This window comes from Pseudomonas sp. TMB3-21 (genome assembly GCF_054898145.1).
Genome location: NZ_CM142718.1, coordinates 3,216,548 through 3,230,183, shown reverse-complemented (window position 1 = coordinate 3,230,183; position 13,636 = coordinate 3,216,548). Strand labels below are relative to the sequence as shown.

Annotated in this window: 12 protein-coding genes and 1 pseudogene; 10 read left to right on the top strand and 3 right to left on the bottom strand. The window is 58.0% G+C overall.

Annotated elements, in window-relative coordinates:
- Positions 1 to 33: 33 nt before the first annotated feature.
- A complete protein-coding gene (gene htpX / locus ACYZTS_RS14950) occupies positions 34 to 921 on the top strand; it encodes a protease HtpX (RefSeq protein ID WP_028620675.1) in 888 nt (295 codons plus the stop codon).
- A gap of 75 nt (positions 922 to 996) precedes the next feature.
- On the opposite strand, the gene ACYZTS_RS14945 is transcribed toward htpX, so the two are convergent.
- The gene (locus ACYZTS_RS14945) at positions 997 to 1,653 is read right to left on the bottom strand and encodes a thiopurine S-methyltransferase (RefSeq protein WP_461990122.1); all 657 of its coding nucleotides are present in this window, start codon (positions 1,651 to 1,653) and stop codon (positions 997 to 999) included.
- Between the two features lie 103 nt (positions 1,654 to 1,756).
- Between ACYZTS_RS14945 and ACYZTS_RS14940 the strand changes: the two genes are divergently transcribed.
- Positions 1,757 to 2,524, top strand: a complete 768-nt coding sequence (locus ACYZTS_RS14940; protein ID WP_461990120.1) for a DODA-type extradiol aromatic ring-opening family dioxygenase — start codon at positions 1,757 to 1,759, stop codon at positions 2,522 to 2,524.
- Positions 2,525 to 2,550: 26 nt separating this feature from the next.
- Here ACYZTS_RS14940 and ACYZTS_RS14935 read toward each other — a convergent pair whose 3' ends face one another.
- Positions 2,551 to 3,264 carry a UTRA domain-containing protein gene (locus ACYZTS_RS14935; RefSeq protein WP_461990118.1) on the bottom strand — a complete coding sequence of 238 codons (714 nt, stop codon included), beginning with the start codon at positions 3,262 to 3,264 and terminating at the stop codon, positions 2,551 to 2,553.
- 349 nt (positions 3,265 to 3,613) lie between these two features.
- On the opposite strand from ACYZTS_RS14935, the gene ACYZTS_RS14930 reads away from it, so the two are divergent.
- The 6 genes from ACYZTS_RS14930 to ACYZTS_RS14905 all read left to right on the top strand — a co-directional run bounded on the left by ACYZTS_RS14930 (position 3,614) and on the right by ACYZTS_RS14905 (position 8,991).
- Entirely contained in the window at positions 3,614 to 4,681 is a 1,068-nt protein-coding gene (locus ACYZTS_RS14930; RefSeq protein ID WP_461990116.1) for an ABC transporter substrate-binding protein, read from the top strand.
- A 119-nt stretch (positions 4,682 to 4,800) separates the two neighbouring features.
- Positions 4,801 to 5,607 (top strand): alkaline phosphatase family protein, encoded by an 807-nt coding sequence (locus tag ACYZTS_RS14925; protein ID WP_461990114.1) that lies wholly within the window; start codon positions 4,801 to 4,803, stop codon positions 5,605 to 5,607.
- A gap of 5 nt (positions 5,608 to 5,612) precedes the next feature.
- A complete protein-coding gene (locus ACYZTS_RS14920) occupies positions 5,613 to 6,449 on the top strand; it encodes an ABC transporter permease (protein WP_161781274.1) in 837 nt (278 codons plus the stop codon).
- Complete coding sequence (locus ACYZTS_RS14915) at positions 6,436 to 7,236, top strand: ABC transporter permease (RefSeq protein WP_028620668.1); 801 nt, start codon at positions 6,436 to 6,438, stop codon at positions 7,234 to 7,236. The genes ACYZTS_RS14920 and ACYZTS_RS14915 overlap by 14 nt, the downstream gene beginning before the upstream one ends.
- Positions 7,233 to 8,222, top strand: coding sequence for an ABC transporter ATP-binding protein (locus ACYZTS_RS14910; protein WP_028620667.1), 990 nt, complete (start codon positions 7,233 to 7,235; stop codon positions 8,220 to 8,222). Before ACYZTS_RS14915 ends, ACYZTS_RS14910 begins: the two co-directional genes overlap by 4 nt.
- A 115-nt stretch (positions 8,223 to 8,337) precedes the next feature.
- Positions 8,338 to 8,991, top strand: a complete 654-nt coding sequence (locus ACYZTS_RS14905) for an HAD family hydrolase (RefSeq protein WP_028620666.1) — start codon at positions 8,338 to 8,340, stop codon at positions 8,989 to 8,991.
- A gap of 87 nt (positions 8,992 to 9,078) precedes the next feature.
- Here ACYZTS_RS14905 and ACYZTS_RS14900 read toward each other — a convergent pair.
- Positions 9,079 to 9,423, bottom strand: a pseudogene (locus tag ACYZTS_RS14900) (alcohol dehydrogenase catalytic domain-containing protein); the annotation flags it as partial.
- 184 nt (positions 9,424 to 9,607) lie between these two features.
- Between ACYZTS_RS14900 and ACYZTS_RS14895 the strand changes: the two are divergent.
- Both ACYZTS_RS14895 and ACYZTS_RS14890 read left to right on the top strand, forming a co-directional pair.
- Positions 9,608 to 11,689: a carboxy terminal-processing peptidase gene (locus ACYZTS_RS14895; RefSeq protein ID WP_461990111.1), complete on the top strand. Its 2,082-nt coding sequence runs from the start codon at positions 9,608 to 9,610 to the stop codon at positions 11,687 to 11,689.
- Positions 11,690 to 11,821: 132 nt separating this feature from the next.
- Positions 11,822 to 13,612 carry a bifunctional diguanylate cyclase/phosphodiesterase gene (locus tag ACYZTS_RS14890; RefSeq protein WP_461990109.1) on the top strand — a complete coding sequence of 597 codons (1,791 nt, stop codon included), beginning with the start codon at positions 11,822 to 11,824 and terminating at the stop codon, positions 13,610 to 13,612.
- Positions 13,613 to 13,636 lie beyond the last annotated feature (24 nt).

Sequence of the window (13,636 nt, the reverse complement as noted above, 5' to 3'; positions counted from 1 at the left end):
CTACATCTTTAGCATGAGGAGATTTCTACAACCATGATGCGCATCCTGCTGTTTTTGGCCACTAACCTTGCGGTCGTGCTGATTGCCAGCATCACCCTGAGCCTCTTCGGCTTCAACGGGTTCATGGCGGCCAACGGGGTTGATCTCAACCTCAATCAGCTGCTGATTTTCTGTGCTGTCTTTGGTTTCGCCGGTTCGCTGTTCTCGCTGTTCATCTCCAAGTGGATGGCGAAGATGAGCACCAGCACCCAGATCATTACCCAGCCGCGCACACGTCACGAGCAATGGCTGCTGCAAACGGTCGAGCAATTGTCCCGGGAAGCCGGGATCAAGATGCCGGAAGTCGGGATTTTCCCGGCCTACGAGGCCAACGCCTTCGCCACCGGCTGGAACAAGAACGACGCACTGGTCGCGGTCAGCCAAGGCCTGCTCGAGCGCTTCTCGCCGGACGAAGTCAAGGCTGTTCTGGCCCATGAAATCGGCCACGTGGCGAATGGCGACATGGTCACGCTGGCGTTGATCCAGGGCGTGGTGAACACCTTTGTGATGTTCTTCGCGCGGATCATCGGCAACTTCGTCGACAAGGTGATTTTCAAAAACGAAGGCGGCCAGGGCATCGCTTATTATGTGGCGACCATCTTCGCCGAACTGGTGCTGGGCATTCTGGCCAGCTCCATCGTCATGTGGTTCTCGCGCAAACGTGAGTTCCGTGCCGACGAAGCCGGTGCACGTCTGGCTGGTACCAACGCGATGATTGGCGCACTGCAACGCCTTCGCGCCGAACAGGGCTTGCCGGTGCACATGCCTGACACCCTGAACGCATTTGGCATCAACGGTGGCATCAAACAGGGCTTCGCTCGCATGTTCATGAGCCACCCCCCACTGGAAGAACGCATCGACGCACTGCGTCGTCGCGGCTGACAGGCTCGGCATTAACGAAAAAGGCCCGCAGCGATGCGGGCCTTTTTTTGTTTCGAATTTAGCAGTCAGATTGAGCTAGCGGCTGGAGATCCTGTAAACCCGTTCCTCAAGGCGTGTGACGCCGTTTTCGACAAACTTGGAGCTCTCGCTCAGCACGTCCTGATCCTCCAGAATCTTCAGCGACCAGAACCCGGCGAACAGACCCTGCACCTCGTCATCAAGCACAGCAAACGGCGGGCCGTCCATCTGCGACTGGTCGTAATCCAGGGTAATCAGAAGCCCCGACGACTCCCTTGGCATGATCCGGTTGAGATGAGCAGCGTATCGCTGGCGCATCGCCGGTGGCAGCGCAATAAGCGCAGCTCGGTCGTACAACGCCGTGCAGTCGGCGACGTCGCCTGCGGTCAACTCGAAGAAATCACCGCACCACAGCTCGATCGAGCCCGCGCGGTAAACCTTGAATGGCCCCTGCTCACTAACGTACGGGTCGAAATGATGCTCGCTGAAGAAATGTTCGACAGCTTTCTCAGACAGTTCAATGCCCAGGACTTCATGTCCTTGGTGCGCCAGCCACAACACATCCAGACTTTTCCCACACAGCGGCACCAGCACGCGCGCGCCTTCTTCCAGCGTCAACTGCGGCCAGAACCGCTGCAGATAAGGATTCACTTCCGGCAGATGGAAGCCGATCTGATTCGACTGCCACCGCTTGTGCCAAAACTCCGGCTGCATAAATAACCCCAAATTTTCGATCAAACCACCCTAAAACTTATATTAGATTTAGATCAATGATCTGACTGAAGATGCTGCCATCTTAACCTTCAGGAGCTTGTTTATGTTCCCTAGCCTGTATATCTCTCATGGTTCGCCGATGCTGGCCCTCGAACCCGGCGCCAGCGGACCTGCTCTGGCACGCCTGGCGGGCGAGCTGGAAAAACCGAAGGCGATCGTCATTGTTTCCGCGCATTGGGAAAGCAATGAGTTGATGGTCAGCGGCAATCCGCAGCCGGAAACCTGGCATGACTTCGGTGGCTTCCCGCAGGCCCTGTTCCAAGTGCAATACCCCGCAGCGGGCGACCCTCAGTTGGCAACCGAGGTCGCTGGCCTGTTGAACAGCCATGATCTGCCCGCGCGCATCGACACCCGTCGGCCGTTCGACCATGGCGTCTGGGTACCGCTGTCATTGATGTACCCACACGCTGACATTCCCGTGGTGCAAGTTTCGCTGCCGACCCGTGGCGGCCCCGCCCTGCAAACCCGCGTCGGTCGGGCACTGTCCAGCCTACGCGCGCAAGGCGTGCTGTTGATCGGCTCCGGCAGCATTACCCACAATCTGCGCGAACTGGACTGGCACGCCGGCCCGGAAAGCGTCGAACCCTGGGCCAAAATATTTCGCGACTGGATGATCGAAAAACTCGAAGCCGACGACGAAGCAGCCCTGCATGATTATCGCCAGCAAGCACCCAACGCGGCGCGTAACCACCCAAGTGACGAACATCTGTTGCCGCTATTTTTCGCTCGCGGTGCCGGCGGAGCGTTCAGCACGGTTCACAAGGGTTTCACCATGGGCGCGCTGGGCATGGACATTTACCGCTTCGGATAACGCAAGACAGCTCTGCAGCGGCCCGGTCAAGCCACATCGACGCCAACATGAATCGCATCGTGCCGCCAGAACTCCAGGTCACAATCGATCAGCCGCTCGTGCTGGTCGTAATTGACCCGGGCAATGCGCAATCCAGGGCTGCCCACCGACACCCGTAACGCGGCCGCCGCGTCGACCGACAACGCCGTCGGCACAATTTCGAACCGCACCCGTCCGTAATGCAATTGGTAGTGCCGGGCGTACAGTTCGGTGATCGACTGATTCAAGTCGAATTCCAGAATGCCGGGGAAGAACATCGGATTCAGGTAATGCTCCACGTACAGCACCAGACGTTGATCTATCCGGCGCGCCCGGCAGATCTGGATCACGCTTGATAACGCCGGCAGTTGCAGCCACGCGCAGACCGCCGCCGACGCCGGTTGCAAGCGCGCGGAGATCACTTCGGTGGAAGGCACCCGCCCCTGAGCGCTGACCATCGCGTGAAAATGGCTGCGCTGCATCAGGTTATAGGCCAGGCGCGGCGGCGATACGAACCAGCCCCGTCGCTCTTCGCGATAGATATGCCCCTGCGCTTCCAGCTGCAGCAAGGCCTCCCGCACGGTTATTCGCGTGGTGGCGAACAACTCGCTGAGTTTGCGCTCGGCCGGCAACTTGCTGCCGGGCGCCAGCAATCCGTGATTGAGCTGTTCCTGAAGAACCTGCCCAATGGTTGTTACCGATTTGGTGGTTTCGATGCGCATCGCGTTACCTGTCTGGACTAGACCAGCACTGTTTCGGCGCGGGACAGTCCCGGCCGCACCCACGTTTTCATTCTTGGCAAGCCTAGGCACTGGTCATGACTGGCAGATGACAAAGCCGCTGAACGGTCTCGTTCGGTGCTGCAATATTGTGATCAAGTCCTCTGAGATCAACCCTTTGCGCATGGTCTACGCTTAAGCCCGGAACCTGAGCACACCACGGCCAGGCGAGAAAGCTCGGCGCCGCACGACATCAAAATGTCATCCAGTTCGCCTAGATTGGCTCAGGTATTGCTGACCTAGACCAACACAATCGCAATCGCAGCGTGTAAACGCCCAAAGGAGCTTCGGAATGAAACAGCTTTTCCTGGCATCACTGTTAGGCTCGACCATTGCCCTGTGCACCGCCGCCATGGCGGCAGACACCGATCTGAAAACCCTGGAGGCCGCGGCGAAAGCGGAAGGTGAAGTCAACAGTGTCGGCATGCCCGACAACTGGGCGAACTGGAAAGGTACCTGGGATGATCTTGCTAAAAATTACGGCCTGAAACACATCGACACCGACATGAGTTCGGCTCAGGAACTGGCCAAGTTCAAAGCCGAGAAGGACAACGCCTCCGCCGACATCGGCGACGTCGGTGCGGCATTCGGCCCGATCGCAGTCAAGCAGGACGTCTCGCAGCCCTACAAACCAAGTACCTGGGAACAGATCCCGGCCTGGGCCAAGGATAAGGATGGCCATTGGGCGCTGGCCTACACCGGCACCATCGCTTTCATTATCAACAAAAAGTTGCTGTACGGTTCCGAAGCGCCGAAAAGCTGGGCTGACCTCAAGACAGGCAAATACAAAGTGTCCATCGGCGACGTGAGCACTGCGGCCCAAGCGGCCAATGGCGTTCTGGCTGCAGCCCTGGCCAACGGTGGCGATGAGAAAAACATCAAGCCGGCGCTGCTGATGTTTGCCGACATTGCCAAGCAGGGGCGCCTGTCGATGACCGATCCGGTGATCGCGACGCTGGAAAAAGGTGAAATTGAAGTCGGCGTGGTCTGGGATTTCAACGGCCTGAGCTACAAAGCCAAGATGGCCAACCCGGATGACTTCACCGTTGTGATCCCGTCCGACGGCTCGGTGATTTCCGGTTACACCACCATCATCAACAAATACGCCAAGCACCCGAACGCCGCCAAGCTGACTCGCGAGTATATCTTCAGCGACGCTGGCCAGATCAACCTGGCTCGCGGCAATGCGCGTCCTATTCGTGCCGAACACATCAAACTGCCGGACGAGGTCAAAGCTCAATTGCTGCCGAACGAGCAGTACAAGGGTGTAACGCCGATCAAAGACGCCGACGCATGGGAAAAAACCTCCAAGGCCCTTCCGCAGATGTGGCAGGAAGACGTCATTATCAATATGCAGTGATCCTGCATCGTAGGATGCTGCCGCAGGCTGCGATCTTTTGATCTGATTATCCCGGATTAAAAGATCGCAGCCTGCGGCAGCTCCTACGCCGCTCGCTTTGATATTGGAGTTGCGCCCCTATGAAGCACAACGTCATCCTGGTCGTGCTCGACGGTCTCAACTATGAAGTCGCGCACCATGCCATGGGACACTTGCAGGCTTATGTCGGAGCGGGGCGCGCGGCGCTCTACAAGCTGGAATGCGAACTGCCCGCGTTATCCCGACCGCTTTACGAATGCATCCTCACGGGCGTAACGCCGATCGACAGCGGCATCGTCCACAACAACGTATCGCGCTTGTCCAATCAACGCAGCATCTATCACTACGCCAGCGACGCCGGGCTTAAAACTGCCGCTGCGGCTTATCACTGGGTCAGCGAACTGTATAACCGCTCGCCCTTCGTCGCCGCCCGGGATCGCCACACCGACGATCCGAACCTGCCGATCCAGCACGGCCACTTTTACTGGAACGATCACTACCCGGATTCACACCTGTTCGCCGACGCGGAAAGCCTGCGTCTGCGCCATGCGCCGAACTTCTTGCTGATCCACCCCATGAATATCGACGACGCCGGGCACAAGCACGGCCTCGACAGTGCGCAATACCGCAACAGCGCGCGCTCGGCTGACATCGTCCTGGCCGATTATCTGCAAGGCTGGCTCGGTGCTGGCTATCAGGTTCTGGTGACGGCGGATCACGGCATGAACAATGACCGTACCCATAACGGCTTGCTCGCACAAGAGCGCGAAGTACCACTGTTCGTCCTCGGCGACGCTTTCAGCTTCAACGAAGGCTCCGCACCGAAACAGACTGAAATCTGCGGCACCGTATGCGAACTGCTCGGTGTTCCCCATGACAAGCCGGTGTGCCGGGGGCTACTCAAGTGAACGCCATGACTCGCGGAAAATGGCTTGCCGTACTGTGCCTGGTACCGTTCGCATTGTTCTTCATCGTGTTTCAGATCGCCCCGCTCGCCTGGGTGATGATCAACAGCCTGCAGTCGGAAGAATTCGGCTGGGGCCTGGCCAACTTCACCCGAATCGCCGATTCGAAGTTTTACCTGCAAGCGATCCGGTACAGCCTTGAGATCAGCTTCTGGTCAAGTGTGTTCGGGATCATCATTGCGGTGCTCGGTGCCTATTCGCTGCGGCGGGTCGATTCGAGACTGCGCAACTTCGTCAACGCATTCGCCAACATGACCAGCAATTTCGCCGGAGTGCCGTTGGCCTTCGCTTTCATCATCTTGCTAGGTTTCAATGGCGCTTTCACCATCATGCTCAAGCAGGCGGGGATCATTCAGGACTTCAACCTGTATTCGAAAACCGGGGTGATCATTCTTTACACCTACTTCCAGATCCCCCTCGGCGTGCTGTTGCTGTACCCGGCCTTCGACGCCTTGCGCGAAGACTGGCGCGAATCTGCGGCGTTGCTGGGCGCCAATGGTTGGCAGTTCTGGCGGCATATTGGTCTGCCAGTGCTCACGCCCGCCCTTCTCGGCACTTTCGTGATACTGCTGGCCAACGCACTCGGTGCCTATGCCACGGTTTATGCGCTGACCACCGGCAACTTCAACGTGCTACCGATCCGCATCGCCGCCATGGTTTCCGGTGACATTTCCCTCGATCCTAACCTCGCCAGTGCCTTGGCCGTGGTGCTGGTGGCGTTGATGACCCTGGTGACCATCGTCCATCAACTGCTGCTGAAGAGGAGCTACCATGTCTCGCGCTGAACTGGGCCCCGCAGGCATTTATCACCGGGTCGTGGTGTACCTGTTGTTCGCGATTCTGCTGCTGCCATTGCTCGGCACGCTGATCTATTCGATCTCCAGCAGCTGGTCAGCGACCATTCTGCCGAGCGGCTTCACCCTCAAATGGTACCTGGCGCTGTGGGGCGATCCGCGGTTCCTGCATGCCTTCGGGCAGTCGTTGCTGGTCTGTGTCGGCGCTTTGATTCTCTCGGTGGTGCTGATCCTGCCGCTGTTGTTTGTGGTGCATTACCATTTCCCGAAGCTCGATGCGTTGATGAACATCCTGATCCTGTTGCCATTCGCAGTGCCGCCGGTTGTGTCGTCGGTGGGGCTGTTGCAGCTGTATGGCTCCGGGCCATTTGCGATGGTTGGCACGCCCTGGATCCTGATCGGCTGTTATTTCACCATCGCCCTGCCCTTCATGTACCGGGCAATCACCAACAACCTGCAAGCGATCAACTTGCGCGATTTGATGGACGCCGCTCAATTGCTCGGCGCCAGCACCTGGCAAGCCGCGTTCCTGGTGGTGCTGCCCAACCTGCGCAAGGGCTTGATGGTTGCGCTGCTGCTGTCGTTCTCGTTCCTGTTTGGCGAATTCGTGTTCGCCAACATCCTTGTCGGCACGCGCTACGAAACTCTGCAGGTTTACCTCAACAACATGCGCAACAGCAGCGGCCACTTCACCAGTGCCTTGGTGATTTCCTATTTTTTCTTCGTGCTGGTTCTGACCTGGGCGGCCAATATCTTGAACAAGGACAAAAGCGAATGAGCTATGTCAGCGTCCAACACCTGCAGAAAAGTTACGCGGGCACGGCGGTGTTCAGTGACATCAATTGCGAAATCCACAAAGGCGAGTTCGTCACACTGCTAGGCCCGTCCGGCTGCGGCAAGTCGACACTGCTGCGGTGCATCGCCGGGCTGACCCCAGTGGATGGTGGCCAGATTCTGCTCGAGGGCAATGATCTGGTTCCGTTGAGCCCGCAAAAACGCGGGATCGGCATGGTCTTTCAAAGTTATGCGCTGTTCCCGAACATGACCGTCGAACAAAACGTCGCCTTCGGGTTGCGCATGCAGAAAGTCAACGCCGACGATAGCCACAAGCGCGTTGCCGAAGTATTGAAACTGGTCGAGCTCAATGACTTCGCCGCTCGCTACCCACACCAATTGTCTGGTGGCCAATGCCAACGAGTCGCCCTCGCCCGCTCGCTGGTCACCCGCCCGCGCCTGTTGTTGCTGGATGAGCCACTGTCGGCGCTGGATGCACGGATTCGCAAGCATCTGCGCGAACAGATTCGTCAGATCCAGCGTGAATTGGGCCTGACCACGATATTCGTCACACACGATCAGGAAGAAGCGCTGACCATGTCTGACCGGATTTTCCTGATGAATCAGGGAAAAATCGTACAGAGTGGCGACGCCGAGACCCTGTACACGGCACCCGTGGATGTTTTCGCAGCCGGTTTCATCGGCAATTACAATCTGCTGGATGCCGACAGCGCGACAAAACTGCTGCAACGGCCCGTGACCGGGCGCATCGCCATTCGCCCGGAAGCCATCGAGCTGAGCCTCAACGGCGAACTTGATGCCCAAGTGCGCAGCCACAGCCTGCTGGGCAACGTGATTCGCTATCGAATTGAAGCCCGGGGCGTGGAGCTGGTGGTGGATGTGCTGAATCGCTCGGCTGCCGATCTGCATCCTGATGGTCAGCGTCTGGCGCTTTCCATCGATCCGACTGCGCTGTGTGAGGTGGCCTGAAGGAGCGGCAAGCTGCAAGCTGTAAGCTTCAAGCGTTAGACTGCTCAACATCGACATTCACTTCTTGCAGCTTGAAGCTTAAAGCTTGCAGCTGTTTTCGGAGAAAACCGCTCTTATGGCCCTGGCAATTTTTGATCTGGACGAGACCCTCATTCATGGCGACTGCGCGACCCTCTGGAGCGAACAGATGGGCCGGCTGGGCTGGGTCGATCCAGAGTCGTTCATGCGAAAGAACAATGAACTGATGGACGCGTATAGCCATGGCAAGTTGCGCATGGAGGAGTACATGGACTTCAGCCTCGAGCCGATGATCGGCAGGACGCCTGAAGAGATCGATCACCTCGTGGAGCCTTGGGTTGAGGATTTCATCGAGCCGATCATATTCAGTGACGCAACCAAAACCATCGCCGCCCATCGCAAGGCCGGCGACCGGATTCTGGTGATCTCGGCATCGGGCACTCATCTGGTGCGACCGATTGCCGATCGGCTGGGTATCGACGAAATTCTGGCCATCGAACTGGAGGTTGCGCATGGGGTGTACAGCGGCAATACGGTCGGAACACTGACCTACCGCGAAGGCAAGATCACGCGCTTGCTGGAATGGCTGGATGCGGAAGAAGAAAACCTGGAAGGCGCGAGTTTTTACTCCGACTCACGCAACGATTTGCCGCTGTTGCTCAAGGTCGATTTCCCACACGTGGTCAACCCGGATCCGACATTGCTCGAGCACGCGAAAAAAGCAGGCTGGCCGATTCATATGTGGAAGTAACAATATTCCCCTGTGGGAGCGAGCCTGCTCGCGATTTTTTCAGACGACGCGGTTCAGCTGGGAAACATCGTTATCGTTCATCGCTAGCAGGCTAGCTCCCACAGGTCTGGTGTTGTCAGGGACGCTCGGCAGCACGTGCCGCCCGTCGACAACCACCTCTGCGGCCATCCCGCCCCCGGCCAGCAAGGCGCACACCCGATCCCCGACCTGCCACGAAGAGCCTGCGCCGACCTCGCTGACCACGCCGGAACACTCCAGGCCGAGCGCCTGACTGGCTCCCGGCGGTGGCGGATAAAGCCCGGCCTTCTGTAACAAATCCGCACGATTGAGGCCCGCTGCTGCCACTCGAACGCGAACTGGTCCTACATCACAGGTAGGACTGGGCTCTTGCGCCCATACCACTTGACCTTCCACGCCTTGCAATGCCTTCACAGTGCCTCCATAGTGAGTCTGGACTGAGCCCGTAGCTGTAGCGTCGGGCTTTCTTGCATTATGCGACCGGCCTCAGGGTCAGTACGAAAGCTCGCACAGGCAGTTTTCGTACAGAACCTGAAGGTACCGGCGACTTCAAAGACGGCCTAATATGCGTGATCAATTGTCCCCGCGTCGAATCAGCATGAAGCATTTATTACCCAGCACCGCCCTAGCGCTATTCATTGGTATCGGTCTGCTGCCGATGTCGACCAGTTCGTTTGCAGCCAATAGCTGGGACAAGCTTCAGCCTGATCGCGACGAAGTGATCGCCAGCCTGAATGTCGTCGAATTGCTCAAGCGTCACCATTACAGCAAGCCGCCGCTCGATGACGCGCGCTCCGTGATCATCTACGACAGCTATCTCAAGTTGCTGGATCCGTCTCGCAGCTACTTCATGGCTAGCGACATTGCCGAATTCAACAAGTGGAAGACCCAGTTCGACGACTTCCTCAAGAGCGGCGACCTCAACGCCGGGTTCATCATCTACAAGCGCTATCTGGACCGCGTCAAAGCGCGTCTGGACTTTGCCCTTGCCGAGCTGAACAAAGGCGTCGACAAGATCGATTTCAACACCAAGGAAACCTTGCTGATTGATCGCAAGGACGCCGCCTGGCTCAAATCCACCGCCGACCTCGACGACCTGTGGCGCAAACGCGTCAAGGACGAAGTCCTGCGGATGAAGATTGCCGGCAAGGATTCCAAGCAGATTCAGGAAACCCTGACCAAGCGCTACAAGAACCAGCTGGCGCGCCTGGACCAGACTCGCCCGGAAGACATCTTCCAGGCGTACATCAATACCTTCGCCATGTCCTACGACCCGCACACTAATTATCTGTCGCCGGATAACGCGGAGAACTTCGACATCAACATGAGCCTGTCCCTGGAGGGCATTGGCGCTGTGTTGCAGAGCGATAACGATCAAGTGAAAGTCGTGCGTCTGGTGCCTGCCGGCCCGGCCGACAAGACCAAGCAGGTCGCTCCGGCCGACAAGATCATCGGCGTTGCCCAAGGCAGCAAAGAGATGGTCGATGTGGTTGGCTGGCGCCTGGACGAAGTGGTCAAGCTGATCCGCGGCCCCAAAGGCACCGTGGTGCGCCTGGAAGTCATCCCCGCCAGCAATGCGCCGAACGACCAGACCACCAAAATCGTTCCGATCACTCGCGAAGCGGTGAAACTGGAAGATCAGGCGGTCAAGAAGTCGGTCCTCAACCTTAAGCAGGATGGCAAGGATTACAAACTCGGCGTCATCGAGATTCCGGCCTTCTATCTGGACTTCAAAGCGTTCCGTGCTGGCGATCCGGATTACAAGAGCACCACCCGCGACGTCAAGAAACTGCTGACCGAGCTGCAGAAAGAGAAAGTCGACGGCGTGGTCATTGACCTGCGCAACAACGGCGGTGGTTCTCTGCAGGAAGCGACCGAGCTGACCAGTCTTTTCATCGACAAGGGGCCGACCGTGCTCGTGCGTAATGCCGATGGCCGGGTCGACGTGCTGGAAGATGAAAACCCGGGCGCATTCTATAAAGGCCCGATGGCGCTGCTGGTCAACCGCTTGTCCGCCTCGGCTTCGGAGATTTTCGCCGGTGCCATGCAGGATTATCACCGCGCGCTGATCATTGGTGGCCAGACTTTCGGCAAGGGCACCGTGCAGACCATTCAGCCGCTGAACCATGGCGAACTGAAACTGACCCTGGCCAAGTTCTACCGGGTTTCCGGGCAGAGCACCCAACACCAGGGCGTATTGCCGGACATTGATTACCCGTCGATCATCGACACCAAGGAAATCGGTGAAAGCGCACTGCCGGAAGCCATGCCGTGGGACACCATCCGCGCAGCCATCAAACCGGCAGCTGACCCGTTCAAGCCATACCTCACTCAGCTCAAGTCCGAACATGACGTGCGTACCGCCAAGGACGCGGAGTTTGTGTTTATCCGCGACAAACTGGCGCTGGCGCAGAAACTGATGACGGAAAAAACCGTCAGCCTTAATGAAGCGGACCGTCGCGCGCAACACGCCGACATCGAAGGCAAGCAACTCGCCATGGAAAACCTGCGCCGCAAGGCCAAGGGCGAAGAGCCGCTCAAAGAGCTGAAGAAAGAAGACGAGGATGTGATCGCGGCTGAAGCGGACAAGACCAAGCCGGAAGACGATGCCTACCTGAGCGAGACCGGGCGGATTCTGCTGGACTATCTGAAACTCAACACCGCAGTGGCCAAACACTAAGATGATGGCAAATTAACGCTGACGCTCTACGGAGCGTCATCATACAGTCATCATTCTGTCGTGAAATGAAGGACTGGGCAGCGCTCTGATCGAGAGGGCTGCCCGGTCCTTTTTTTATCGCCAGAGATTGCCATGACCACTACCGAACAGCTGAGTGCATTGAGTTCAATTCTGGCTCAAAGCGGATTACACAGCCTGTTCCAGCCCATCGTCTGCGTATCCGAACGCAGAATCGTCGGCTACGAAGCCCTCAGCCGTGGGCCTTCCAATAGCCCGTTGCATTCGCCGGTCGCGCTTTTCGCAGTGGCACGTCAGGCTGGCCGCCTCAGTGAACTGGAAATCGCTTGCCGTCAGAGCGCCTGCCGGCAGTTCAACGAGCAACAGCTGCCCGGCAAGCTGTTCCTCAACGTATCTCCGGAATCTTTGCTGGAAACCTCGCATCAACCGGGGCGCACGCTGCAATTGCTGCAGGACTTCGGTATTCCACCGAGCCAGGTCGTGATCGAGCTGACTGAACAGACACCCACCGACGACTTCCATCTGTTACAAAACGCGCTGCATCACTACCGCGCGATGGGGTTTTCGATTGCGCTCGATGATCTGGGTGCGGGCTATTCGAGCCTGCGCCTGTGGTCGGAATTGCGCCCGGATTACGTGAAAATCGATCGACACTTCATCGATGGCATCCATCAGGACGCGCTCAAACGCGAGTTCGTCGGCTCGATTCTGCAGATTGCCAAGGCCTCGCGAGCGCTCGTCATCGCTGAGGGCATTGAGCTGCCGGAAGAACTCGCGGTATTGACCGAAATGGGCGTCGATCTGGTTCAAGGGTATTTCCTATGTCGCCCTCAGGAGCAGCCGCCCCGGGACGCGAGAGCCATGCTGCCCAAGCAAGACAGCGCGGCTGTGGCGTTAAACGATGAAGTCAGCGATCTCAGCGCCTTGCTCAACGATCAAACAGCAGTCAGCCGCGATACGCCGACCGCGACCGTGCTGGAAGCGTTCCGCCACCAGGCCAATCTGAACTCGCTGGCGGTGCTGGATGACCAAGGCCACCCCTGCGGCATCGTTCATCGCCATTCGCTCTCTGACGTGCTGCTCAAGCCCTTCGCCACCGACCTGTTCGCCCGCAAGCCGATCAGCCGCCTGATGAACGATGACTTTCTCGCTGTCGAGTTAAGCCAATCGCTGCAGCAAGTCAGCCGATTGATCACCAGCCGCGCCCGTCAGCGCATTGAAGAAGACTTTATCATCACGCTCAACGGCGGCTATCTGGGACTGGGCCGGGTCATCGATGTCCTGAAGCTGATCACCGAACTGAAGATCCAGCAGGCTCGCTACGCCAATCCGCTGACCTTGCTGCCAGGGAACGTGCCGATCCAGCAATGCCTCACGCGAGTGCTGCAGCAGCAACGAGAGTCGATCATCTGTTACGTCGACATCGACAGCTTCAAGCCTTTCAACGATATCTACGGCTACGGCCGGGGTGATGAAGTCCTGCTGTGCCTGGCGCAATGCCTGAATGATCGCGTCGATCCGTCCCGCGACTTTGTCGGACACATCGGTGGCGACGATTTTCTGCTGGTGCTCGGGCCGGAAGACTGGCGCAAACGATTGGCTCAGTTGCTGGACGACTTCCAGACGCAGTGCCGCCGCTTCTATCGCAGCGAACACCTTGAGGCAGGTTGCTTCATCGCGCCGAACCGCCAGGGCGTGCGCCAGCAGTTTCCGTTGCTGTCATTGTCGATCGGGGTTGTGCATTTGCATGCCGCTACGTGCGCTCAACTGGATGCAAGCCTGTTGGCCGAAATGGCGTCGCAAGCCAAGCATCACGCGAAGAATGTGCCGGGCTTCAGTGTGCATGTGATTGATAGCCTGGCGGTAGCCGAGGATCAGGAAGAACTGCTGCAGGGTCATCGCTGAATCAGCTTGCTCGAAACTGTACGT

Excerpts from the sequence above, each read along its gene's own strand:
- htpX (WP_028620675.1), top strand. The coding sequence starts at position 34 with ATGATGCGCATCCTGCTGTTTTTGGCCACTAACCTTGCGGTCGTGCTG.
- ACYZTS_RS14945 (WP_461990122.1), bottom strand. The coding sequence starts at position 1,653 with ATGCAGCCGGAGTTTTGGCACAAGCGGTGGCAGTCGAATCAGATCGGC.
- ACYZTS_RS14940 (WP_461990120.1), top strand. The coding sequence starts at position 1,757 with ATGTTCCCTAGCCTGTATATCTCTCATGGTTCGCCGATGCTGGCCCTC.
- ACYZTS_RS14935 (WP_461990118.1), bottom strand. The coding sequence starts at position 3,264 with ATGCGCATCGAAACCACCAAATCGGTAACAACCATTGGGCAGGTTCTT.
- ACYZTS_RS14930 (WP_461990116.1), top strand. The coding sequence starts at position 3,614 with ATGAAACAGCTTTTCCTGGCATCACTGTTAGGCTCGACCATTGCCCTG.
- ACYZTS_RS14925 (WP_461990114.1), top strand. The coding sequence starts at position 4,801 with ATGAAGCACAACGTCATCCTGGTCGTGCTCGACGGTCTCAACTATGAA.
- ACYZTS_RS14920 (WP_161781274.1), top strand. The coding sequence starts at position 5,613 with ATGACTCGCGGAAAATGGCTTGCCGTACTGTGCCTGGTACCGTTCGCA.
- ACYZTS_RS14915 (WP_028620668.1), top strand. The coding sequence starts at position 6,436 with ATGTCTCGCGCTGAACTGGGCCCCGCAGGCATTTATCACCGGGTCGTG.
- ACYZTS_RS14910 (WP_028620667.1), top strand. The coding sequence starts at position 7,233 with ATGAGCTATGTCAGCGTCCAACACCTGCAGAAAAGTTACGCGGGCACG.
- ACYZTS_RS14905 (WP_028620666.1), top strand. The coding sequence starts at position 8,338 with ATGGCCCTGGCAATTTTTGATCTGGACGAGACCCTCATTCATGGCGAC.
- ACYZTS_RS14895 (WP_461990111.1), top strand. The coding sequence starts at position 9,608 with ATGAAGCATTTATTACCCAGCACCGCCCTAGCGCTATTCATTGGTATC.
- ACYZTS_RS14890 (WP_461990109.1), top strand. The coding sequence starts at position 11,822 with ATGACCACTACCGAACAGCTGAGTGCATTGAGTTCAATTCTGGCTCAA.